Annotated in this window: 20 protein-coding genes and 1 pseudogene; 8 read left to right on the top strand and 13 right to left on the bottom strand. The window is 73.2% G+C overall.

Going from position 1 to position 21,153, the window contains the following annotated elements; genetic code table 11:
• Positions 1-246: 246 nt before the first annotated feature.
• The 5 genes and pseudogenes from R6Y94_RS04180 to R6Y94_RS04160 all read right to left on the bottom strand — a co-directional run.
• Positions 247-927: pseudogene (locus R6Y94_RS04180) on the bottom strand (CDP-alcohol phosphatidyltransferase family protein); the annotation flags it as partial.
• A gap of 124 nt (positions 928-1,051) precedes the next feature.
• The gene (gene metF / locus R6Y94_RS04175; RefSeq protein ID WP_318394399.1) at positions 1,052-1,969 is read right to left on the bottom strand and encodes a methylenetetrahydrofolate reductase [NAD(P)H]; all 918 of its coding nucleotides are present in this window, start codon (positions 1,967-1,969) and stop codon (positions 1,052-1,054) included.
• Between the two features lie 83 nt (positions 1,970-2,052).
• Positions 2,053-2,319 (bottom strand): hypothetical protein, encoded by a 267-nt coding sequence (locus R6Y94_RS04170; protein ID WP_318394398.1) that lies wholly within the window; start codon positions 2,317-2,319, stop codon positions 2,053-2,055.
• Between the two features lie 229 nt (positions 2,320-2,548).
• Positions 2,549-2,998 carry a hypothetical protein gene (locus R6Y94_RS04165; protein WP_318394397.1) on the bottom strand — a complete coding sequence of 150 codons (450 nt, stop codon included), beginning with the start codon at positions 2,996-2,998 and terminating at the stop codon, positions 2,549-2,551.
• A gap of 164 nt (positions 2,999-3,162) precedes the next feature.
• On the bottom strand, positions 3,163-3,357 hold the full coding sequence (locus R6Y94_RS04160) for a hypothetical protein (RefSeq protein ID WP_318394624.1): 195 nt from the start codon (positions 3,355-3,357) through the stop codon (positions 3,163-3,165).
• A gap of 184 nt (positions 3,358-3,541) precedes the next feature.
• Between R6Y94_RS04160 and R6Y94_RS04155 the strand changes: the two genes are divergently transcribed.
• From R6Y94_RS04155 to mptB, 4 genes are all read left to right on the top strand, one after another.
• A complete protein-coding gene (locus R6Y94_RS04155) occupies positions 3,542-3,733 on the top strand; it encodes a hypothetical protein (protein ID WP_318394396.1) in 192 nt (63 codons plus the stop codon).
• Positions 3,734-3,898: 165 nt separating this feature from the next.
• The gene (locus tag R6Y94_RS04150) at positions 3,899-5,353 is read left to right on the top strand and encodes a helix-turn-helix transcriptional regulator (RefSeq protein ID WP_318394395.1); all 1,455 of its coding nucleotides are present in this window, start codon (positions 3,899-3,901) and stop codon (positions 5,351-5,353) included.
• Positions 5,354-5,711: 358 nt separating this feature from the next.
• Entirely contained in the window at positions 5,712-6,794 is a 1,083-nt protein-coding gene (locus R6Y94_RS04145) for a polyprenyl synthetase family protein (RefSeq protein ID WP_318394394.1), read from the top strand.
• 278 nt (positions 6,795-7,072) lie between these two features.
• On the top strand, positions 7,073-8,653 hold the full coding sequence (mptB, locus tag R6Y94_RS04140; protein WP_318394393.1) for a polyprenol phosphomannose-dependent alpha 1,6 mannosyltransferase MptB: 1,581 nt from the start codon (positions 7,073-7,075) through the stop codon (positions 8,651-8,653).
• Positions 8,654-8,761: 108 nt separating this feature from the next.
• Here mptB and R6Y94_RS04135 read toward each other — a convergent pair whose 3' ends face one another.
• Genes R6Y94_RS04135 through R6Y94_RS04125 form a run of 3 tightly spaced genes read right to left on the bottom strand, consistent with a single transcriptional unit; the run spans position 8,762 to position 9,867 of the window.
• Positions 8,762-9,157 carry a lycopene cyclase domain-containing protein gene (locus tag R6Y94_RS04135; protein ID WP_318394392.1) on the bottom strand — a complete coding sequence of 132 codons (396 nt, stop codon included), beginning with the start codon at positions 9,155-9,157 and terminating at the stop codon, positions 8,762-8,764.
• Positions 9,154-9,486 (bottom strand): lycopene cyclase domain-containing protein, encoded by a 333-nt coding sequence (locus tag R6Y94_RS04130; RefSeq protein WP_318394391.1) that lies wholly within the window; start codon positions 9,484-9,486, stop codon positions 9,154-9,156. The genes R6Y94_RS04135 and R6Y94_RS04130 overlap by 4 nt, the downstream gene beginning before the upstream one ends.
• Before the next feature lie 15 nt (positions 9,487-9,501).
• On the bottom strand, positions 9,502-9,867 hold the full coding sequence (locus tag R6Y94_RS04125) for an Rv2175c family DNA-binding protein (RefSeq protein WP_318394390.1): 366 nt from the start codon (positions 9,865-9,867) through the stop codon (positions 9,502-9,504).
• A gap of 232 nt (positions 9,868-10,099) precedes the next feature.
• Here R6Y94_RS04125 and pknB point away from each other — a divergent pair, with 232 nt between their 5' ends.
• The 3 genes from pknB to R6Y94_RS04110 all read left to right on the top strand — a co-directional run bounded on the left by pknB (position 10,100) and on the right by R6Y94_RS04110 (position 14,083).
• Positions 10,100-12,097 (top strand): Stk1 family PASTA domain-containing Ser/Thr kinase, encoded by a 1,998-nt coding sequence (pknB, locus tag R6Y94_RS04120; protein WP_318394389.1) that lies wholly within the window; start codon positions 10,100-10,102, stop codon positions 12,095-12,097.
• A 55-nt stretch (positions 12,098-12,152) separates the two neighbouring features.
• Positions 12,153-13,058, top strand: a complete 906-nt coding sequence (locus tag R6Y94_RS04115) for a deoxyribonuclease IV (RefSeq protein WP_318394608.1) — start codon at positions 12,153-12,155, stop codon at positions 13,056-13,058.
• Positions 13,059-13,333: 275 nt separating this feature from the next.
• Positions 13,334-14,083, top strand: a complete 750-nt coding sequence (locus R6Y94_RS04110; RefSeq protein WP_318394388.1) for a M15 family metallopeptidase — start codon at positions 13,334-13,336, stop codon at positions 14,081-14,083.
• 215 nt (positions 14,084-14,298) lie between these two features.
• Here R6Y94_RS04110 and R6Y94_RS04105 read toward each other — a convergent pair whose 3' ends face one another.
• The 4 genes from R6Y94_RS04105 to R6Y94_RS04090 all read right to left on the bottom strand — a co-directional run bounded on the left by R6Y94_RS04105 (position 14,299) and on the right by R6Y94_RS04090 (position 18,808).
• Complete coding sequence (locus R6Y94_RS04105; protein WP_318394607.1) at positions 14,299-15,318, bottom strand: GntG family PLP-dependent aldolase; 1,020 nt, start codon at positions 15,316-15,318, stop codon at positions 14,299-14,301.
• Positions 15,319-15,340: 22 nt separating this feature from the next.
• Positions 15,341-16,747: a class II 3-deoxy-7-phosphoheptulonate synthase gene (locus R6Y94_RS04100; RefSeq protein ID WP_318394387.1), complete on the bottom strand. Its 1,407-nt coding sequence runs from the start codon at positions 16,745-16,747 to the stop codon at positions 15,341-15,343.
• 216 nt (positions 16,748-16,963) lie between these two features.
• Positions 16,964-17,458 carry a hypothetical protein gene (locus R6Y94_RS04095; protein ID WP_318394386.1) on the bottom strand — a complete coding sequence of 165 codons (495 nt, stop codon included), beginning with the start codon at positions 17,456-17,458 and terminating at the stop codon, positions 16,964-16,966.
• A gap of 159 nt (positions 17,459-17,617) precedes the next feature.
• On the bottom strand, positions 17,618-18,808 hold the full coding sequence (locus R6Y94_RS04090; protein WP_318394385.1) for an MFS transporter: 1,191 nt from the start codon (positions 18,806-18,808) through the stop codon (positions 17,618-17,620).
• 70 nt (positions 18,809-18,878) lie between these two features.
• Between R6Y94_RS04090 and R6Y94_RS04085 the strand changes: the two genes are divergently transcribed.
• Complete coding sequence (locus R6Y94_RS04085; protein ID WP_318394384.1) at positions 18,879-19,883, top strand: winged helix-turn-helix domain-containing protein; 1,005 nt, start codon at positions 18,879-18,881, stop codon at positions 19,881-19,883.
• 76 nt (positions 19,884-19,959) lie between these two features.
• On the opposite strand, the gene tuf is transcribed toward R6Y94_RS04085, so the two are convergent.
• Positions 19,960-21,147 carry an elongation factor Tu gene (gene tuf, locus R6Y94_RS04080; protein WP_318394383.1) on the bottom strand — a complete coding sequence of 396 codons (1,188 nt, stop codon included), beginning with the start codon at positions 21,145-21,147 and terminating at the stop codon, positions 19,960-19,962.
• Between the last annotated feature and the right edge of the window lie 6 nt (positions 21,148-21,153).

The following is a 21,153-nucleotide window of genomic DNA, read 5'->3' as shown; positions in this document are numbered from 1 at the left end:
ACCGTCACTCGCGGCCATCATCCAGGTGGCTCGCCGCCGTCACTCGGGTGGCTCGCGGCGGCTCAGTTCGACTCCGGTCGGCTCGCGGCGGGCCAACTCCTTGCCGGGGACATCGGTGCCGGTCGGCTCCTCCCCGATCGGCTGCCGACCGGAGGATTCCACCCCGACCGGCCGACCGGCAGCCGACGGTTGCCCAACCGGCGCACTACCGCCCGGCCCCCGGCCCGCCGGCTCCTTGCCGGTGTCCAGCGACCGGCGCACCGCCGAGAGCAACTGGACCATGCCGAAGAAGCCGAGCAGCACCCAGATCGCGGTGGCCACGGTGATCGTGCCGGCCGCCAGCTCCGGCATGATCAGATGTGCCACCCCGGCGACCAGCAGTCCCACCACGGCGACGCTGACCCGGCTCGGCCGCTCCCCCACGGTGACGGTGCCGATCTCCTTCATCCCCGCCGAGACCGAACGCGCCCGGGTGTACTCGTGCAACCAGGAGAGCGCTCCGGCGGCCACCACCAGTACACCGGGGGCGCCCACCAGCCAGAAGGCGATCAGCCAGAGGACCTCGCCGACCCGGTCGGCCAGCGAGTCGTAGACGTACCCGAGCCGGGTCGTCCGGCCGGTGACCACGGCAACCGCGCCGTCGATGCTGTCCGCCACGGCGGCGAGCAGCACGAACCCCGCCGCCAGGAGCGGCCCGACCGGCCCCGGCCGGGACTGGCCGACCGCCACCGGTACGCCGATGCAGAGCAGCACCCCGAGCACCGTCACCGCGGTCGGCGACACGTGCAGCCGGGCGAGGAAACAGCCCAGGACGTACGACATCCGCAGCCAGCGGCGCACCGAGGTGGTGGCCATCCGGGGGTCGAAGCCGCCGTGCAGCCGCGCCCATTTGTCGGCGTACTCGTCCCACGTCAACCGGTTGCCCACGCTGGCTCAACCGTCGGACGGCGGCCCAGGTCGCGCCTGCGGGGCCGGATCCGGGTCGACGGCGGGGCCGGCCTGGCGTCGGATGCCGCCGCACGGGCCCGGCACCGGCTCGGGCCGCATCCGTTCAGACTCCGACGCCGGCCTGGAGGCTCTGCCATACCTCGCGGGTCGCGGTCGACCGGTTGAGGGTGATGAAGTGGATGCCGGGCACACCCTCGTCGAGCAGTCGGCGACACATCTCGCTGGCCTGCTGGACGCCGAGCCGGCGGACCGCCTCCGGATCGTCGGCGACCCGCTCGAACTGCGCGGCCAGCGCGGGCGGGAACGGCGCCCCGGAGAGCTGCTGGGAACGCTCGATCGTGCTGAGCTGGGTGACCGGCATGACACCGGGCAGGATCGGGGTGTCGCAGCCGGCCGCCGCCACCCGGTCGCGCAACCGGAGATAGTCGTCGGCGTCGAAGAACATCTGGGTGATCGCGAAGTCGGCCCCGGCCCGGCACTTCTGGATGAAGTACCGGGTGTCGGTGGCGATGTCCGGCGACCGAGGGTGTTTGTACGGGAACGCCGCCACCCCGACGCTGAAGTCGCCCGCCTCGCGGACCAGTCGGACCAGTTCCTCGGCATAGAGTACGCCGGCCGGGTGCTGCACCCACTCGCCCATCGGGTTGCCCGGCGGGTCGCCGCGCACCGCGAGCACGTTCCGCACCCCGGCACCGGCCAGCCGGCCGATCACGTTGCGCAGCTCGGCGACCGAGTGGCTGACCGCGGTCAGATGCGCCATCGGCAGCAGGGTCGTCTCGGTCGCGACCCGCTCAGTCACCGCGACGGTGGTGTCCCGGGTCGTCCCGCCGGCACCATAGGTGATCGAGACGAACGACGGGCGCAGCGACTCCAGCTCGCGGATCGCCTGCCAGAGCAGCCGCTCGCCCTTCTCCGTCTTCGGCGGGAAGAACTCGAACGAGAAGGTCGGCGCGGGACCACGGACGAGGTCCCCGATCGACGGCCGCGAGTCGGGGAGGACAGAGGGAAGACCGAGCGCCACGCCGCGACTCTACCGGTCGGGCCGGCTCGGTCTTGCACCATTCGGTCCCGTTCGGGGTGCGGAGTCCGCTTTTCTTATCCCATCTAAGGATCACCATGGGCGTCGGGAGTCCGACAGGCGGCGAGCAGTCCGCGTACGGCGATCTGCCTGCCGTGGCAGGGCCAGGGATCGGCGCAGGCGCGGCAGACGTTCGGCCCGGCCGGGCCGGAGACCGGGGCCGCCGGCCCGGCCGGCAGCGGACTGTGCTCCCGGTGCAGGCGTACCGCCAGCCGCCAGGCCATCGGCTGCACCACCTCCGGCGGCGGCTCGTCGGGCGGGTTCTCCGGGTCGAACGGCAATTCGGTGTGCACGGCGGCACTCCTCGGCGGTCGATCGAAATCGACGGTCACCGGTGTGCCGGCCGGTGCCTCGGGGAGGCGTACCGGTCGACGGTGGCCGTCGCCTCCGATCGAACAGCGGATCGGGCCGACGGGGAGGAGCCAGCGGGGAGGGGCCAGCGGGGAGGGGCCAGCCCACTGGCCCCGGGGCCAGCACTTTGGCCCCCGGGGCCAGCACGCGTACCGGCTGCGGGGCGGGGAGCTACGGTGCCGGAGTCCTCGCGTACGCCCACGGCCGCCGGTACCGCACCAGGGCCGCCAGCAGTACGACGGTGAGCACCGCCGCACCGCCGTCCGTGACGTACGACGGCAGCAACCCCGGCACGCCGAACCGGTCCCGGGTGGCCTCGAAGACCTCCGGCGGGATCATCACCAGTCCGGCCGCCTGGGTCGCGTTCACGGCCAGCACCGTCCAGAAGACCCAGGCCCGTCCGGTCCTGGCGAGCAGGCCGACGGCGTTGCCGACCAGGTAGACGCAGCCGACGATCCGGAACCCGGTCAGGAAGCCGGGCGCGTCGGCGTGGGCCTGCGCCTCGGTCGAGCCGGCCAGCCGCATCATCTCCTCCATCGCCCGGAGGTCGATGATCACGAAGTTCTGCAGCGCCGTGCCGACCAGAAAGAGAAGCGAGCAGACGAGGGTCAGGTTCTGCACCGGTCGGGTCCACCGAGTCGGTATCCGGCTGCCCCGAGGATCATCGGTCTGACGTACGGAAGCGGACATGCCCTCCGACGCTAGGTCGGTGGCGCGGTGGCGTGATCGGGGATGATCCCCATCCGTCCCTGAACCGCACCCCGAACCGGACCGCAGGCGGGCGTTCAGTCCGTGACCAGGTCAGGGCGGTGCTGCCGGATCCACGCCTCGACATCTGACTTGCGCCAGACCTTCCCCATCACCAGTTCTTGGTACGGCTCGGGAAAGTTGCGGTGGCTGGTAATCACGTGCACTCGCTGTTTGCTGATGCCGCCGAGCATGACACGGATCTCGTGTGCTCCGACAAGCTCAGGCTCCACACCACGGACGCTAGATCGTTGACCCCATCCCTTGACTAAGGTCAACGGCAGAGGGCACCTTAGAGGTATGACTCCGGCCAACCACTCGCCCGTCTTCGACCGCCTGCCACCTCAAATCCATCCACATCCACCGACTCGGCCGCTCTGGCTCTGCCGCACCTGCGCCGCACCGTGGCCATGTCCGATGGCACGCCTGCTCCTCCGGGGCGAATTCGAACTCGCGCCGGCTGCCCTGTCGATCCTCATGGTGGCCGTGCTCCACGAGGCGATGACCGATCTGAACGCGCTGAATCCGAGTAGGGATCCCAATCTGGCCGAGATGTTCGCGAGATTCGTTGCCTGGACCGACCGAGGTCCGCAGTCCCCGACACGGTGAGAAGTCACGACCACGCCACGACCCGAGTTGATGAGATGTCGGGGCAGAACGTCGTACCCAGCCGGTAGGAATTGAGCCGCGCAGGGAGGGCGGTTCGCCGGTCTGGGGTCGTGCGCGGGGGTCAGCAGCAGGTTCGTCAGATCGTCACCCGTCGAAGGACCGCCCATGCCCCGACCCGAACACCACCCGCACGACTCCGCGTCCCGCCGCCGCGCCGGGCCGGGTTCACTCGGCACGTTGCTGACAGAGTTGCGCCTGGCCAGAGGCTGGAGCCAGCTCCGGGTGGCCGAGCAGCTCTGCGCCGCCTCCGGCGTACCGACGGTCAGCCGGCACGAGGTGTCCCGGTGGGAGCGGCAGCAGCGGGTGCCCGGCAAGTTCTGGCTGAACTGGCTGGCGGCCGTACTCGAAGTGCCCGTCGAAGAGCTGGCGGTCGCGGCCGCCGCGAGCCGGCCCACGACGGCCGGCGGCGGAGAGGGCAGAGACGGTGGAAATCCGGGCGTGGTCCGGGCCCGGCAGGAGTTGCTGACCTCCGCGCACGCCTGGCTCACCGATCCGGACGGGCCGGTCGGACCGACGATCACCATCCCGGTCGAACCGATCCGAGCGACCTCGGTCGAACCGACCGGAGTGGTCTCGGTCGAACCGATCCGAGCGGTCTCCGGCGGGCCGGCGTGGATGGATTCGGGCCGGTCGGGAAGGGCTGGCGAGCAGGCGCCCGAGTTGCCCCTCGACGCGGCCGGGGTCGCCGGGGTGCGGCGGCTCGACGACCTAGTGGGCGGAGAGGACCTCCTGTCGTCCCCGGCCGGCCGGCTCACCCTGACGACGGCGCGGTGCGCGACCGGCCGCCCCGGGCGGCAGGCACTGCCGCTGGTCGCCGAGGCGGCGCAGCTCGTCGGCTGGCTGCACACCGACGCGGGCAAGGTCGGTGCCGCACTCCGCGCCTACCGGCTGGCGCTGGCCGCCGCCGCCGGTGCCGGTGACCGGAGCCTCGGCGCGCACATACTCGGCTCGGCGAGCCACCTGCTCAGCGCCTTCGGCGACGCCCGGGGCGGCCTGCTGCTCGCCCGTACCGGATATCTCGGCGCCCGGCGTACCGCCCCGGCCGGGCTGCGGGCGCTGCTGCTGCACCGGATCGCCTTCGGCGCGGCGCGGTGCGGGCGGCACCGGCCCGCGTACGCCGCGCTGCGCGCCGCCGAGCGGGCGGCCGGACGACGCGAGCCGCCCCGGGAACCGGCCTGGCTCTACTGGCTGGACGAGGGCGAATTCGCCGCGATGACCGGCCGCTGCCTTGCCTCGCTACGCCGCCCGCTGCGTGCCGAGCCGCTGCTCCGCGCCGCGCTGACCCGACCTGGACAGCCGAGGACGGCGGCGGTTTACGGCGCCTGGCTGGCCCGCGCCTATCTCGACCTGGGCGAGTGGGAACGGGCCGCTGAGGTGGCGGACGGGGCGCTGCTCGACACCGTACGGTCCGGGTCGGCGCGGGCGGCGGCCGAACTGGCCGGTGTCGGCCGGCGGCTCGCGGCGTACCGGACGGAGCCTGCCGGCCGACGGCACGCGGCGCTGGCGGCAGCCGCCCGTCGCTACCTGCCCGCGGCACCGCCGGCAGCTCTGGCCGGATGACCTCATACGCCCGTCCAGTCGACCGGGGCGGGTCGGACGGCGATGAGCCGTTCCCGGCGTCGCCCGAGGCACGCCGGATGCCCCGAGCCGATGACCGTGAGCCGGTGCCGGACGGCCATGAGCCGATCTTTCAGCCGGCGTGGCGGGGCACGCCCGGCTGATCGTCGGCGGCTCCGCCGCCGGGTACTCATCGATCAACCTCTCTGCCGGAAGGGGTGGGCCGCATCGGCAGCAAGCGGATCGATCATGCTTGCGAGCAGGGCGGACAGTCGGATGAGTCGGTGACGCCGGCCACGGCCCGAAGCTGGTGGCGTAGCCGCACCACACACTCGGATGGTCGATCCACTAGCGTCATGGCGTGACCGCATCCGCCCCCGTCCCACCGGTCGACCGCGCTGGCCTGCGCCGGCGGGTCGACAACTCGTTGGCCCGGTTCCTCGTCAGACAACGTGCCTGGATGACCGGCGTCGACGACGGGCTCGCCACGGTCGCCGACGCGCTGGAGGCGTTCGTGCTCGGTGGCGGCAAGCGACTGCGGCCGGCGTTCGGCTACTGGGGCTACCGGGGGGCGGGCGGGCTCGACTCCGACGAGATCGTCAGCGGCCTGGCCGCACTGGAGTTCGTGCAGGCGAGCGCCCTGATCCACGACGACCTGATGGACCGGTCCGACACGCGGCGCGGCGAGCCGTCGATCCACCGCCGCTTCGCCGCTCAACACCGGGCGGCCGGCTGGGGCGGCGAACCGGACGGGTTCGGCGAGTCCAGCGCCATCCTGCTCGGCGACCTGTGCCTGGTCTGGTCCGACGAGCTGCTGCACGACAGCGGCCTCGACCCGATAGTGGTCAGCCGGGCCCGACCGGTCTTCGACGAGATGCGTGCCGAGGTCACCATCGGGCAGTACCTGGACGTGCTCGCCCAGGCGACCCGGGACGCCTCGGTCGACCGGGCGAGCAAGGTCGCCCGGTACAAGTCCGCGAAATACACCGTCGAGCGACCGCTGCTGTTCGGCGCCGCGCTCGCCGACGCGCCCGCCGAGCTGCGGGCCGCGTATTCGGGGTACGGGCTGCCGCTGGGCGAGGCGTTCCAACTCCGGGACGACGTACTCGGCGTATTCGGCGATCCCGGCCAGACCGGTAAGCCGGCCGGGGACGACCTGCGGGAAGGCAAACGTACCTACCTGGTGGCGGCAGCCCTGGAGGCGACCACCCCGGCCGGACGGGAACTGCTGGACCGCCGGCTCGGCGACCCCGGACTAGACCGGGCCGGCATCGAGGTCCTGCGCGAGATCATCACCAGCAGCGGGGCACTCGACCGCACCGAGCGGCGGATAGCCACGCTCACCGACACCGCGCTGGCGGCGCTGGTCGGCGTCGATCTGGAGGCCGAAGCCCGCGAGGTACTGGTGGACCTCGCCGTCGTGGCTACCCGCCGCAAGGACTGAGCCGACAGGGAAGGACTGAGCCGGCAGGGCACGAAAGCCGCCCCCTCTGCCGTCGCGACCTGCTCTCCTCCACCGGCGCCCGTCGCGACCGGCTCTCCTCCACGTGCCCCCGTCGCGACCGGCTCTCCCCGTGGTGACGGGTTCCGTTCCCCGGTCCTGACCGCCCGTCTTTCCGGCCTCCCGGGCGAAACCGGCCGTCCGGCGTACCGGCGACTGGAGATGCTGGTCTCGTGCGACCCGTCGCAACGCCCGCCCCGGATCGGCCCAGCCGGCTCCGGATGGCAGGGCTCGCCGCCAGTGCGACGCTGGCGGCCAGCGCCTGTGCGGCGGGAGCACTGCCGGCGGGTGCCGCCGAGGCGGCGCCGGTGCCGCCCACCTGGGGATACTGGCTCGGCCTGGGCGGTTGGGTCACCGGGCTGGTGGCGCTGGCGGGCATCTGGTGGCGGCTCGGCGTACGGGTGCGGCGCGAGCCGGCGAGCGTGCCGCTGGGCTGGCTGCTGGGTACCGGGCTGCTCTGGGCGGCTCCGCTGCTGGTCGCGCCCCCCGTCGGGAGCCGGGACGCGTACGCCTACGCCTGCCAGGGCGCACTCTGGCTCGACGGTGTCGACCCGTACTCGGTCGGCGTCCTGCCGGGCGGGTGTGTCTGGTCGGATGCCGTACCCGCGCTGTGGCGGGACACCCCGACCCCGTACGGGCCGCTGGCGGTGGCCCTGGCCGGCGGGGCGGTCGCGGTGGCCCGGGCGGTCACCACGTCCACCGACGGCCAACTGCTGGTCGCGATCGCACTGCTCCGCGCCGAGGCGCTGGCCGGCGTCATACTCGTCGCCGGCTGCCTGCCCCGGCTGGCCCGGGCGGCTGGTGTCGACCCGGTCCACGCCACCTGGCTCGGTCTGGTCTCCCCGCTCGTCCTGGTCCACGCGCTCGGCGGAGCGCACAACGACGCCCTGGTGCTGGGGCTGGTCCTGGCCGCGCTGTCCCTGGCAGCCGGCGGGCCGTCGACCTTCGGCGCCGGGCGGGCCGGCCTCGGCACCGGCGCACTGCTCGGGCTGGCGGTCGCGATCAAGGTCACCGCGATCGTGGCGCTGCCGTTCGCCCTGCTGCTCGCCACCGTCCGGCCCGGTCCCGCCCCGGGCTCTGCCGGCGCCGTCGGCACCGCCTGCATGCCGCATGACGAGCGGGCCAGCGGGGCCGGAAGGCGACCGCCCGCATGGTGGGCACGCTCGCCGGGCGTACTCCTCGATCGCCGGCTGCTCGCGCTGTCGGCCGCCGGAGGGCTGGCCGGTGCGGTCCTGGCGTTCGCCGGGGTGACTCTGGCCACCGGCCTCGACCTCGGCTGGATCTCCGCCCTCTCCGACACCGGCCGGCTGGTGCAGTGGACCTCGGTACCCACCGGGCTGGGCATGGCGGTCGGATATCTGCTGCGGCTCGCCGGACGCCCGGAGGCGGTCGACGACGCGGTGGCGGCGGCCCGACTCCTCGGCCTCGTCGCGCTGGCCGGGACGCTCGCGATCCTGCTGGTCCGGGCCGGGCGGGCCGGCTCGGCACCCGACCCGACCCGCGCCCGCCGTCGACTGGTGACCATCACCGGCCTGGCCTTCACCGCCCTGGCCCTGCTCTCCCCGATCTTCTACCCCTGGTACGGGCTGATCGCCGTCACCGTGCTCGCGGCGGGCCTGTCCGTCCGGCGCCGGGTCCACCGGGTGGCCGTCGCGGTGGTCGTGCTCGGCTTCCTGGTGCTGCCCAGCGGGCTCGGGCTGGCCGTGCTCACCAAGCTGCCCGGTGCCCTCTTCGACGTGGCCCTGCTGCTGGTCCTGGCCGGGGTGGCGTACCGGAACCGGCGGTCCCGGCGACGGGGCTGACGGTCGACCCCGTCAACGGTCTCGGTCAAGCCGAGGCGGAAGTGTTGCCGCTCCCGCTCCAGGGACGGCGGGACCGTTAGCGATCCCCCTCCAGCGGTACCGGGACCGTTAGCGATCCCGCTTTAGCGGTGCCGGGGGCCGACGGTCCGATCGTTTCCGGTCGACCACCCGGAGCAGCGGGGAGCCCTCGCCCGCGGCCGGGGTTCGCTGCACGCCGGCCCGGCCCAGCCGGACCCAGACGGCCAGGGTCAGCAGCACCAGGGCGAAGCCGAACAGCAGGTCCTCCACCGGCGCGTACGCCAGGCGCCAGCCGATGATCTCGTCCGGGGCGTACCGGACGATGCCCCGGCCGGTCAGGATGCCGTTGGAGATCAACTGGAAGAACACGATGATCGGGTACGTGGCCCAGAACACCGGCCGGCGCAGCAGCCGGGTACGCAGCACGAAGAGGTCGGCAAGTACGGCGCCGGCCACCCCCAGCAGGGTGGCCACCGTGTAGCTCACGGCGCCTCGTCGCCGGCCGGCCAGCGCAGCACCGCGCGAACCGCCTCGAAGCCGAGGATGGCACAGCAGGGTACGACGACGAAGAAGAGCAGTTCGTCCAACGGCAGCCCGCCGGGGAGCAGTACCCCGGTGGTCTGCTCCGGGTCGAAGGTCCAGTGCCCGGCGGCTATCGCGGCCAGGTCCCAGAGCGCGAAGAGCACCACCACGGGTAGCAGGGTGAGCAGCAACCGCCGCCACCGCCGCAACACGTTGACCCGCAGGACCGGCTCCAGCCACAGCGCGGCGCCGACGCACCCGGCGAGCACCGCGAGGTAGGCGAATCGCTCCATCCGGCGAGACCCGCCTCAGAAGCCGGTGGCCTGGGCCCGGCGCTTGACCTCGCGGGCCCGGTCGTCACCGAGTGCCGCCGCCGGGGTGCCCGGCAGGGTGTCGTCGGGCAGGTAGAGCCAGCGCAGCGCCGCCTCGTCGTCGTACCCGGCGTCGTGCAGCAGGGTGAGGATGCCCGGCAGGTGCTTGCGTACGGTCCGGTTCGCCACCAGCTCAACCGGAATCACCCGGGTTCCGTCCCGACGGACCGCCAGCAGTTCCCGGTCCCGGATCATCTGGTGCACCTTGCTGATCGACACCTCGAGGCGTTCGGCAACATCCGGGAGGCTCAGCCAGCCGGCCGGCTCGGTCGGCTGCGGGTCGACGGGTGAGGATTCGGTCACCCGCTCACCTTGCCACGCCGCCCCCGGGACCGGACGAACGGCTCCCCGCGAGGCTGGCGCACTCGGCTAGGCTGAACCGGACGACTCAGCCGGAATGAGCCGGACGACACCGGCAAATCCGGCCGAAGCGATCTCCGCCAAGCGCGGAACGGGCGACACGAACTTTTCGCTTCGGCGTCGGCTGTGGCATCCTGTTCTGCCGCCGCCCCCTGGAGACATAGACTGCCTGCCGATGGACATACAGGTCGCCGACACGCTGCTGAACTCGCTGATCGACGGACGCTACCGCATCCGCGGTCGCGTGGCCCGTGGTGGGATGGCGACCGTCTACACCGCCATCGACGAGCGGCTGGACCGTACGGTCGCAATCAAGATCATTCATCCGAACCAGGCGCAGGCCGCGCAGGTGCAGATCGCCGGGTTCCTGGAGCGGTTCACCGACGAGGCCAAGACCATCGCCCGGTTGACCCACCCGAACGTGGTGGCCGTCTACGACCAGGGCACCCATGGCGGCCTGCCCTACCTCGTCATGGAGTACGTCCGGGGCCGGACCCTGCGCGAGATCCTGGCCGAGCGCAAGCGGCTCAACCCGAGCGAGGCGCTCGCGATCCTGGAGCAGATGCTCGCCGCGATCGGCGCCGCGCACCGGGCCGGTCTGGTACACCGGGACGTGAAACCCGAGAACGTGCTGGTCGCCGAGGCGCCGAGCGGTGGCGCGGCCAACCTCGTCGACAGTGTGGTGAAGGTCGCCGACTTCGGGCTCGCCCGGGCGGTCGAGGCGAGTTCCGACACCGAGGGCGGCAACCAGTTGATGGCGACGGTCGCCTACGTGGCACCGGAGCTGGTCACCGAGGGCCGCGCCGACCCGCGTACCGACGTCTACGCCGCCGGGGTCGTGCTCTTCGAGATGCTCACCGGCCGGGTCCCGTACGACGGTGACCGGGCCGTGGACGTCGCCTGGCAGCACGTCGACCGGGACGTACCGCCGCCCTCCGGGCTGGTCCCCGGCCTGCCGCCGGTCCTCGACGAGCTGGTCCGCCGGGCGACTCGGCGTGACCCGGGTGCCCGGCCGACGGACGCGGGCGCGTTCCAGGCCGGGGTCCAGGTGGTCCGGGACGACCTCGGCACCGTCGCCAACGCCAACACGGCGGTACTGCGGCAGATCCCCGCCGTCGACCAGCCGACCATGGCGGTGCAGCAGCCCACCATGGTCGTCTCGTCGGTACGCCCCACCGACCGTCCCGCCTGGGCCCGCCTGCCCGAACAGCCCCGGGAACGCACCACCCCGCACCGCCGCCGCGCGGCGGCCGGCCCGGGTTCCGATCTCCTCGACCGGGTCCGCGAGGTCGGCGGGCGGCTCTTCGCCGGTCGGGCCTCGGTCGTGGTGACCGTGGTCGCGCTCGCCCTGGTCATCGGGATGACCGGCTGGTGGTTCGCGTTCGGCCGCTACACCGAGGCGCCGAACCTGGCCGGGCTGGCCGGGACGGAGGCGCAGGCCCAGGCCGAACGGTCGGGCTTCGTGGTCAAGTACGCGGACCCCCGCTACAGCGAGGACATCGCCAAGGACAAGGTGCTCGCCCAGGATCCCGAGCCGACGAGCCGGATCCAGCGGGGCGGCACGATCACCCTCACCCTGTCCCTCGGTCCGGAGCGCTTCCCGGTGCCGGACGTGGTCGGCAAGACGCTCGACCTGGCCCAGCTCGACCTGGAGAACGCGAACCTGGTCCTGGTCCGCGGCACCGACCGCTACAACGACAACCTGCCGGAGGGTGTGGTGATCGCCACCAGCCCGAAGGTCGGCACCGAGGTCAAGCCCGGTGACAAGATCACGGTCATCGTCAGCAAGGGCAAGGCGCCGATCAGCGTCCCGGTCCTGGTCGGCAAGGACATCAAAGAGGTACGCGACATCGTCAAGGACCTCGGCCTCGAGCTGACCGAGTCGTACAAGGACTCCGACAAGCCCAAGGACCAGGTGATCGCGCAGACGCCGCAGGACGGCGCCGGGGTGGAGAAGAACGCGCAGATCAAGGTCGACGTCAGCAACGGCCCGCCGGCCGTCAACATGCCCCGGGTGGTCGACCTGCCCTGCCAGCAGGCGAAGCAGCTCCTGGAGGGCCAGGGTCTGGCCGTCGCGGTGCAGTTCAACCCGAACGGGACGGTCCGGATCCAGAACCCGAACGAGAACACTCCGGTGCCGCCAGGGACCCAGGTTGTCATCACCTGCTTCTGATCACGCCGCCGGCACCACCGCCGTCCCGAGCAGCACTGCTCCGGGCGGCACCGGCATGTCCGGTTCGCCGGGCGACCGGTCCGGCACCGGGGCGGGCGACCTGCCGGCCCCGAGCCGACCCGTCGGCTCGCACACGCCCACCTCGGGCGGGCTGGCCAGGGCCGCCCTGCCGTACGCCGACGCGATCGGCTCGGAGGTGGTGCAGGTCTACGTCGGCAACTCGCGGGGCTGGGCGCTGCCGCCGGGCGACCCCGGACAGGACGCGGCGTTCCGGGCCGGCTGCTCCGAACGGGGGCTGGTGTCGTACATCCACGCGTCGTTGCTGGTGAACCTCGGCTCACCCACCCCGGCGACCGTGGAGAAGTCGGTGGCGACCCTGGCGCACGCACTGGACCGGGGCGCCGCGATCGGTGCCTCCGGGGTGGTCTTCCACGCCGGCAGCGCGGTCGACGCCGGGCACGCCGAGGCGGCGATGCGACAGGTACGCGAGGCGCTGCTCCCGCTGCTCGACTCGGCCGCGGCCAGCGGCGGGCCGAAGCTGCTGGTGGAGCCGAGCGCCGGTGGCGGTCGTTCGCTGGCCTCCCGGGTCGAGCACCTGGAGCCGTACCTAGCCGCCGTCGGCTGGCACCCGTGGCTCGGCGCCTGCTTCGACACCTGCCACGCCTGGGCGGCCGGGCACGACCTGGCCCGGGAAGGCGGCATGCGCGAGACGCTGGACACGCTGGTCGGGGCGATCGGCGCAGAGCGGCTGTGGCTGGTGCACGCCAACGACTCGCGGGATCTCTGCGGCTCGACCCGGGACCGGCACGAGACCATCGGCAAGGGCAGCATCGGCGAGTCAGCCTTCGCCGAGCTGATGACCCACCCGGCCACCGCCGGAATCCCGGTGGTCGTCGAGACGCCGAGCGAGAACCAGGGACACGCCGACGACATCGCCACCCTCAAACGCTTCCGCCCCTAACCCCACCCCTAACCCCACCCCTAACCCCCTCCCCTCCCCTCCCCTCCACCAACCCCCAGCCCCAAGGTCAACAGGTAACGGGGAAACCCGTCGGGGTCAGGGCCCCGATGATGTTCCCCATTCCGCACCGGCCTGGGCGGGCAGGGGCGGGGCGGGAGGGGGCGGGGCGGGAGGGGGCGGGGCGGGAGGGGGCGGGGCGGGCAGGGGCGGGCGGGCAGGGGCGGGCGGGGCGGGAGGGTTTGGGTGGCGGGTCGGGGCGGCGTAGCGTGGCGGCGGTGGGACAGCGTGTGCGGGGTGTGCTGCTGGTCGGGCTGCTGACCGCGCTCGCGGCGGCCGGCTGCGGCGGCCCGCCGACCGATCCGACCGGCGGCGCGGGCGCGTCGACCACCGGGTCCGGACCGTCGGCCACCCCGTCCGGGCCGACGACGAGCCGGTTCGGCGACCCGCCGAGCACGGCCCCCGCGTTCGTGCACGGCGTCTCCACGGTCACCGCCGCCGACCTCGGCGAGAGCTGGCGACTCGGCTGCCCGGTCGGCCCGGACCAGCTCCGGCGGATCCGGCTCGGCTACTGGGACTTCGGCGGCCGTCCCCAGGTCGGCACGATCGTCGTGCACCGGTCGGTCACCGCCCAGGTGGTCGAGATCTTCGCCACCCTCTACCGGGAACGCTTCCCGATCCGGCGGCTACAGCCGGTCGACGCGTACGGCGGCAGCGACGACCGGTCGATGGCCGACGACAACACCTCCGGCTTCAACTGCCGCAGAGCGGTCTCCACCGGCACAGCAAAGTGGTCCGTGCACGCGTACGGGCAGGCGATCGACGTCAACCCGGTGGAAAACCCGTACCTGATCGACGGCCGTGTGCTGCCACCCGCCGGGGCGGCGTACCGGGACCGCTCCGGTTACCGGCCGGGGATGGCGATCCCGGGTGGCGTACTGGTCGAGGCGTTCGCCGCGGCCGGCTGGCAGTGGGGCGGCGGATGGCGCTCCCCCGACTACCAGCACTTCACCCGCACCGGCGGCTGACCCGCCGACCCCGCACCCGATCCGGCCCCGCGACACCGGCCCCCGGCCCCCAGCCCCCGGCCCCCCGGCCACCGCGGCAACACCAGAAGAGCGACCCGGCCACCGCAACACCGGCCGAGCGACCCGGCCACCGCGACAACACCAGAAGAGCGCCCCAGCCCCCGCAACACCGGCCGAGCGACCCGGCCACCGCAACACGGGCAGAGCAGCTCCGGTCAGCGGCGGAAGATCTCGGTGAGCACCTCGACCGCCCGGTCCACTCCGGCGTCGTCCAGGTCGTGGTGGGTCACCAGCCGGGCGATGCGCGGACCGAGCACCGAGACGAGTACGCCCCGGTCCCGGGCCGCCGCACCCAGCTCGGGAGCGTCGAACCCGCACTTGCTCAGGTCCAGCGGAACGATGTTGGTGCGTACCGGACCGGCCAGTACCCCGAACGGGGCGAGCGCGTCGGCGAGCCGGGCCGCCCGGACGTGGTCGGAGGCGAGCCGCTCGACGTGGTGCCGCAGCGCGTACCGGCCGGCGGCGGCGAGGATTCCCGCCTGGCGCATCCCGCCACCCATCCGCTTGCGGATCACCCGGGCCCGGGCGATCCGTTCCGCGCTGCCGACCACCAGCGAACCGGCCGGCGCGCCGAGCCCCTTGGAGAGGCAGACCGACAGGGTGTCGAACAGCTCGCCGTAGCCGGCCAGCGGCACCCCGTCGGCGACGTGCGCGTGCCAGATCCGGGCGCCGTCGCAGTGCAGCCCGATCCCGGCGTCGTCGGCGACCCGGCGCAGCTCACCGAGGGCGGCCAGCGGGATCACTCCGCCACCGCCCCGGTTGTGGGTCTGCTCGACGGCGATCGCCCGGGTCGGCACCGCGTGGTAGCCGTCCGGCCGGATCATCGCCGCGACCACCTCGGGGTCGACGTCGGCGCCGACCGGCGACCAGGTCCGGGTGGAGACGCCACCGATCGCGGCCGCAGCGCCGATCTCGTACGTCACGACGTGCGCGTCGGCGTCGCAGAGCAGTTCCTCACCGGGTGGCACCAGTAGTTGGATGGCGATCTGGTTGGCCATCGACCCGGTCGGGGCGAAGAGGGCCGCCTCGTGCCCGAAGAGCGCGGCGACCTCGGCTTCGAGGGCGTTGACGGTCGGGTCCTCGCCGTACACGTCGTCGCCGACCTCGGCCGCGGCCATTTCGGCGCGCATTCCCGGGGTGGGTCGGGTGACGGTGTCCGACCGGAGGTCGACCAGGGCCGGGGTGGAGGTGGGGTGGTCAGCCACGAAGCATCTCCGCTACCAGGAAGGCGAGTTCCAGCGACTGCTGGGTGTTGAGCCGGGGATCGCAGGCGGTCTCGTAGCGGTCCGGCAGGTGGATGTCCTCGATCGCCTGCGCGCCGCCGAGGCACTCCGTGACGTCCTCCCCGGTCAGCTCGACGTGCAGGCCGCCCGGGTGGGTCTCCAGCGACCGGTGCACCTCGAAGTAGCCGAGCACCTCGTCGACGATCCGGTCGAAGTGCCGGGTCTTGTAGCCGTTGGACGACTCGTGGGTGTTGCCGTGCATCGGATCGCACTGCCAGACGACCTTGGCACCGGCGGCGGTGACCTTCGCCACGATCGGCGGCAGCACCTCCCGGACCCGGCCGTTGCCCATCCGGCTGATCAGGGTGAGCCGGCCCGGGACGTTCTCCGGGTTCAGCTTCTCGCACAGCTCGATCGCCTGGTCGGGGCTGGTGGTCGGGCCGAGCTTGACGCCGATCGGGTTGGCGATCCGGGAGATGAAGTCCAGGTGGGCCCCGTCGAGCTGCCGGGTGCGCTCGCCGACCCAGAGGAAGTGCCCGGAGAGGCCGTACGCCCGGCCGTCGGAGACCCGGGTCAGCGCCCGGTCGTACTCCAGGGCCAGCGCCTCGTGCGAGCAGTAGAGGGTGACCGTGCGCAGCGCCTCGTCCTCGGTCATCCCGCAGGCCCGGATGAAGGCGAGCGCCCGGTCGATCTCCCGGGCGATGGCCTCGTAGCGCTCGCCGGCCGGGGAGTTCTTGACGAAGCCCTTGTTCCAGTCGTGCACGGCGTGCAGGTCGGCCAGCCCACCGGCGAGGTACGCCCGGAGCATGTTCATCGCGGCGGCCGAGTTCGCGTACGCCCGGATCATGCGCTGCGGGTCGGCGACCCGCGCCTCCGGCAGCGCCTCCAGCGAGTTGATCATGTCGCCCCGGTACGCCGGCAGCCCCAGCGCGTCGGTCGGCTGCGAGCGCGGCTTGGTGTACTGCCCGGCCACCCGGGCCACCTTCACCACCGGCAGCGACGCCCCGTAGGTCAGCACCACCGCCATCTGGAGCAGGGTCCGGGCGTTGGCCAGCAGGTGGCTCTCGGTGTTGTCGGTGAAGGTCTCGGCGCAGTCGCCGCCCTGGAGCAGGAACGCCCGGCCCTCGCAGACCAGCGCCAACCGCTGCCGGAGCTGGTCGACCTCGTAGGGCGCGACGATCGAGGGCACGTTCTGAAGGATCTTGCAGACCCCGTCCACCACCGCCTGGTCCGGCCACGGCGGTGTCTGGGCCCGGGGCAGTTCCCGCCACCGGTCCAGGCCGAGCGCCTCGTCCTCGGCGGAGTCCTCGGTCGGCCGACTGGTCTGCAACGCGGTGTTGCCCACCGCGGGGTAGGTCAACTGGTGCCACTCATGGCGCATGTCAGAAAGCGTACGGCGGGACCCGCACAGTGCCGGGAGCGAGGTACGCCCGTCCGCTTCGTGGGAGCCCGCGAGAGGCGGCCGGCGACGCGGCGCCGATCAGGTCGGCTCGGCTGGGTCGGAAACGCCCGACAGCGATCAGGTCGGCTCGGCTGGGTCGGGAACGTCCGGAGGCGATCACGTCGGCTCGGCTGGGTCGAGGAGGTCCTGAGGCGATCACGTCGGCTCGGTCGGGGAGCCGGACGGGGCCGGGGTGTGGCCGCCGATCGTCTCCTTGGCGATGCACCACTGCCCGTCGGCCCGGGCGACCGTGAAGAGGACCTTGGTCGGGGTGGCCTTGCTGCCGACCTTCACCGTGATCGACGTGCTGACGTCCTGGTCGGCACCGTTGGCCCGGACGTCGGTGATCTTCGCCGCCGAGACCGAGAAGTGCTTGGCGAAGTCGCCGTTCGGGCCGGTGGCCGCCTGGTCGAAGGACTCCCGCAGTGGTTCGCAGAGCTGTTCGCGGCCGTCCGCAACGCTCTTCGCCCTCATCGCGTCCAGATATGCCTGCACCCGCTCCCGCGCCCGGGCCGGGCCCTCGTCAGGAGTGGGGGTGGGCTCGGCGCCCTGCCCGACGAGCCCGTCGAGCGGGCCGCAGCCGGCCAGGCCGAGCGGCACCATCACCAGCACCGCGACCACGCCGACCACCCGCCGCCGTACGCCGACCATCGCGCTCCTTCCACCGAGGGGCTTCCCACCCTAGTCGAGCCACCCCCGACCGACCCGCCCCGACGCCCCGCCGAACCGGCCCGCCCCGACGTCCCGCTGGCCGACCGCCGGCCGACCGCCGGACGGGGTGCCGGCACGGACAGCCGGCCGGCCCCCGGGTCAGACCGGCGCCAGTTCCGGGGTACGGGCGTCGGCCGCGGTGCGCAGCCGGGGGCGGAGCAGGAGGGTGACCAGGAGGGAGAGCGTCGCCATCACGGTCATGGCGGCACCGGCCGGCAGGTACTGGGCGACGGTGCCGGCCAGCGTCGCCGCCACCGCCTGCATGGTCAGCATCCCCGAGGAGTGCAGCCCGAGCGCCTGACCGCGCATCTGTGCCGGGGTCAGGTCCACGAGGCGCTGCTGGAGCAGCACCCCGCCGCCGAATCCGGCCGAGGCGGCGGCGACGGCGAGCGCGGCGACCAGCAGCGGGATCGGCAGGACGAAGAGCAGGTACGGCACCCCGAGCGACAGTTGCAGCGGCGTGACGAGCCGCTGCCGCCACCGGGCCGGGACGAACCGCCCGACGACCGTGTCCCCGGCGAGCATCCCGAGGGCACCGGCCACGAAGAGAATCCCGGCGGATTCCGGGGCGTACGGGATGAAGAGCGCCTCGCAGCCGACGACGAGCCCGTTCGGCAGCCACAGCGCGAGGTAGACGTACCGGCGGGCGGGTGTCACCCAGAGCCGGGTGTTGACCTGCCAGGTCCGGCGGACCGACGGCCGGCCGACCGCCCTCGGCGGGCGGCGGGTGAGGCCGAACCGGGCGACCAGCGCGGCGCTGAGATACAGGCCGGCGCCGATCAGCAGCACCTGGCGTGGGGTGGCGACGGTGAGCAGGGCGCCGCCGAGCGCGAAGCCGCTGATCTGCATGGCCCCGACCGACATGTTCATCACCGACCGGCCGAGCAGGTAGCCGCCGTCGGGCAGGATCTCGCCGAGCAGCCCCCAGCGGACGCCGCCGCCCATCGAGCCGGCCAGCCCCATCAGCCCGATCACCACGAACATGGCCCAGATCGGCATGCCCGGCAGGGCCATCACCAGGGTGCTGGCGCCGAGGAACAGTTTGACGCCCACCAGCGCGGCGCGCGGCGGCACCCGGTCGGCCACCGAGAGCAGGGTGGTGGCACCGACCACCTGGGCGAAGGAGGGGCCGAAGAGGCTGAGCGCGGCGAGCAGTGGTGAGCCGGTGGCGGAGTACACCAGGGTGCCGAGGGCGAGCCCGTTGACGGTGCCCGCCGCGACCTGGGCGGAGATCGCCAGGAAGAGGGGACGGAATTCGGGGACCCGGAACAGCTGCCGATACGTACGCACGGCCAGCAGTCTGGGTGGGCCGCCCGGCGAGCAGATACCTTTTCACCTGGAGACGAAACCGGAGGTGGTCGTGGGGCTCTGGCTGCTCGACGCGGACGTCCTGGCCCGCAGCCGGTTCGCCGTCTCCCCGCTGGTCGAGACCGTCGCGGCGCTCAAGGCGCTGGACGGGCACCCGACGCTCCCCGGTCAGCGGGCCTGGCTCGACGCGCACTCCCCCGCGTACCGGGCCCGGCTGGCCGGCGACCCGTTCAGCGCGGCGTTCGTCCGGGCCGCCTTCCCGCCGCGCTGGCTGCCCGACTTCCTCGGCACGCCGGCCGACTTCCTCGGTGCGTCGGCCGGGGACGCCGAGGCGACGTTCGGCGGTGAACTGCGCCGGATCCGGGAGCTGCCGGCCGGGGTGGCCCGGGCAGACCTGCTGGCCGGGCTGAGCGGGCCGCTCCCCGCCGCACTGCGCGGCGCCGACCTGCCGGAGCGGGTCGCCGAGCTGCTGGAGTGGGTCTGGACCCGCACCCTGCGCCCGGACTGGCCGCGCCGGCAGCGGCTCTTCGAGGCCGACATCGTGTCCCGGACCCACCTGCTCAGTTCGGGCGGTTGGGCGGCCACCCTGGACGGGATGCGCCCGGGGATGCGCTGGTTGGGGCACGGCCGGCTCCAGATCAACACGTACGACCTTCCGCCGCTGGACCTCGGCGACACCGGGCTGCTCTTCGTGCCGAGTACGTCGGCCCGGGGCTGGGTCGGCTCCGACCGTCCGGACCGGCACACCGTGGTCTACCCGTGCCGGGGGATCCTGGCCGATCCGGCCCGGAGCGCCCCGCCGGCAGCGCTCCGCCGGCTGCTCGGCCCGGTCCGGGCGGAGATCCTGACCCGGCTGGAGTCGCCGACCAGCACCACCGGGCTGGTCGCCGCGACCGGACACGGGCTCGGCTCGGTCGGCGGGCACCTGCGGGTACTGCTCGACGCCCAGCTCGTGCACCGGCGCCGCTCGGGCCGGTACGTGCTCTACTTCCGCACCGCCGACGGTGACCGGCTGGTCCGGATCAGCCGGCGGTCCGACGAGCGGACCGCCGGCTGAGTTGCCGGTCGACGGGCCAGCCAGGCGTGCCGGGCGCCGGCCGACGAACGACCCGGCCGGCGCCCGACGCCGGTCCTCAGTCGAGCAGCGCGGTCACCGTGCCGGCGGCGACCGTCCGGCCGCCCTCCCGGACGGCGAAGCCGAGCCCGACGTCCATCGCGATCGGCTTGCCCAGCTCGACCGTGATCGCCACGGTGTCACCGGGGGCCACCTGGGGCAGTTCGCCCAGGTCCACCGCGCCGACCACGTCCGTGGTCCGGAAGTAGAACTGCGGCCGGTAGTTGGCGTGGAACGGCGTACGCCGACCGCCCTCGGCGGTGGTCAGCGCGTAGAGCTGTGCGGTGAACCGGCGGTGCGGCGTGACGCTGCCCGGCAGGGCCACCACCTGCCCCCGCTGCACCTGGTCGCGCTTGACCCCGCGCAGCAGTACGGCCGCGTTGTCCCCGGCCTGTGCCGACTCCAGCGAACGACCGAAGGTCTCCAGCCCGATCGCCACGGTCGACAGGGTCGGGGCGAGCCCGACCACCTCGACCGGGTCACCGGCGCGCAGCGAGCCCCGCTCGACGGCTCCGGTCACCACGGTTCCCCGGCCGGAGATGGTGAGCACGTTCTCGATCGGCATCAGGAACGGCCGGTCGAGTTCGCGCGGCGGCACCGGGACGTACCGGTCGACCGCGTCGAGCAGGTCCGCGATGGACCTGACCCAGGCCGGGTCGCTCTCCAGCGCCCGCAGCGCGGAGACCCGCACCACCGGCACCTCGTCACCGGGGAAGCCGTACTCGCTGACCAGTTCCCGCACCTCCAGCTCGACCAGGTCGAGCAGTTCGGGGTCGGTCACCGCGTCCGCCTTGTTCAGCGCCACCACCAGGTACGGCACGCCGACCCGCTGGGCGAGCAGGACGTGCTCCCGGGTCTGCGGCATCGCGCCGTCGAGCGCCGAGACGACCAGGATCGCCCCGTCCACCTGCGCCGCCCCCGTGATCATGTTCTTCACGTAGTCGGCGTGGCCCGGCATGTCGACGTGCGCGTAGTGCCGGGTGGCGGTCTCGTACTCGACGTGCGCGATGGTGATGGTGATGCCCCGGGCGACCTCTTCCGGCGCCCGGTCGATGCCGTCGAAGGCGACGAACCGGTTGACCGCCGGGTCCCGGTCGGCGAGCACCTTGGTGATCGCGGCGGTCAGCGTGGTCTTGCCGTGGTCGACGTGCCCCATCGTGCCGATGTTGAGATGCGGCTTGGTACGAACGAACTGGCTCTTGGCCATGAGAAC

It is taken from the genome of Plantactinospora sp. KLBMP9567 (genome assembly GCF_033446045.1).
Lineage (GTDB): Bacteria > Actinomycetota > Actinomycetes > Mycobacteriales > Micromonosporaceae > Plantactinospora.
Note: the sequence above shows the minus strand (reverse complement) of the source record. Positions and strands in the feature narration are given on the sequence as shown.

What these genes read in the sequence shown, in the direction of transcription:
- R6Y94_RS04155 (WP_318394396.1), top strand. Translation starts at nt 3,542, where the DNA reads ATGGCACGCCTGCTCCTCCGGGGCGAATTCGAACTCGCGCCGGCTGCC.
- R6Y94_RS04150 (WP_318394395.1), top strand. Translation starts at nt 3,899, where the DNA reads ATGCCCCGACCCGAACACCACCCGCACGACTCCGCGTCCCGCCGCCGC.
- mptB (WP_318394393.1), top strand. Translation starts at nt 7,073, where the DNA reads ATGGCAGGGCTCGCCGCCAGTGCGACGCTGGCGGCCAGCGCCTGTGCG.
- R6Y94_RS04130 (WP_318394391.1), bottom strand. Translation starts at nt 9,486, where the DNA reads ATGGAGCGATTCGCCTACCTCGCGGTGCTCGCCGGGTGCGTCGGCGCC.
- pknB (WP_318394389.1), top strand. Translation starts at nt 10,100, where the DNA reads ATGGACATACAGGTCGCCGACACGCTGCTGAACTCGCTGATCGACGGA.
- R6Y94_RS04115 (WP_318394608.1), top strand. Translation starts at nt 12,153, where the DNA reads ATGTCCGGTTCGCCGGGCGACCGGTCCGGCACCGGGGCGGGCGACCTG.
- R6Y94_RS04100 (WP_318394387.1), bottom strand. Translation starts at nt 16,747, where the DNA reads ATGCGCCATGAGTGGCACCAGTTGACCTACCCCGCGGTGGGCAACACC.
- R6Y94_RS04095 (WP_318394386.1), bottom strand. Translation starts at nt 17,458, where the DNA reads ATGGTCGGCGTACGGCGGCGGGTGGTCGGCGTGGTCGCGGTGCTGGTG.
- tuf (WP_318394383.1), bottom strand. Translation starts at nt 21,147, where the DNA reads ATGGCCAAGAGCCAGTTCGTTCGTACCAAGCCGCATCTCAACATCGGC.